The organism is Rhodoplanes sp. SY1 (assembly GCF_046000175.1).
Taxonomy (GTDB): domain Bacteria; phylum Pseudomonadota; class Alphaproteobacteria; order Rhizobiales; family Xanthobacteraceae; genus Rhodoplanes.
Genome location: NZ_JBEOMB010000409.1, coordinates 1 through 568, shown reverse-complemented (window position 1 = coordinate 568; position 568 = coordinate 1). Strand labels below are relative to the sequence as shown.

Genomic DNA, 568 nt, shown 5'->3' with positions numbered 1-568 from the left:
AACTGGCGGGCGCCCTCGAACTCGAGCTCCTCCTGCTGCAGCTCCTCCTGCTCCAGCCCGATCGCCTTGCCGGCCATGTTGGCGAGGCCGGTGCCGATCTTGGCGCCGAGCGGGCCGCCGAAATAGCCGCCGAGCGCGGCGCCGGCCATCGGCAGGGCCTTGCGGGCGACGCCCTTCAGCACGCCGCCGATCGCCTGGCCGATCGGCGAGCGCGCCACCTGGCCGACCTTGCGGATGATGCCGCCGAGGAACTGCTCGAGCTCCTGCTCGTTGCTCACGGCGAGCAGCTCGTGGGCGAGCTGGATCTCCTCGTGCTCGCTCATCTCCTCCTGCTGCACCTCCTCGTACTCGTGGAACTCGAACTCCTCGTGCTGGAAGGGCCCGGCCTCGTGGGCGTATTCGAGCTGCGTCCGGTCGATGTCGTGCATGGTCCTCTCCTGGTCGTCGGCTCGGATCGAGCCACGGTTGCCGTCACGATCCGGTCCGCCGGCGTGGCGGAGCGGGGCTTTGACGTCCGGCGTAAAGGCCCGGAGCGAAGCGGCGGGTTGGGGCGTGCGCCGCGCGTGCC

At 70.8% G+C, this 568-nt stretch carries 1 protein-coding gene; it reads right to left on the bottom strand.

Annotation, left to right across the window (positions count from 1 at the left end; translation table 11 throughout):
• Positions 1–428 (bottom strand): hypothetical protein (locus ABTU92_RS30015; protein ID WP_408095188.1); only part of this gene is annotated, 428 nt, incomplete at its 3' end.
• Positions 429–568: the final 140 nt, after the last annotated feature.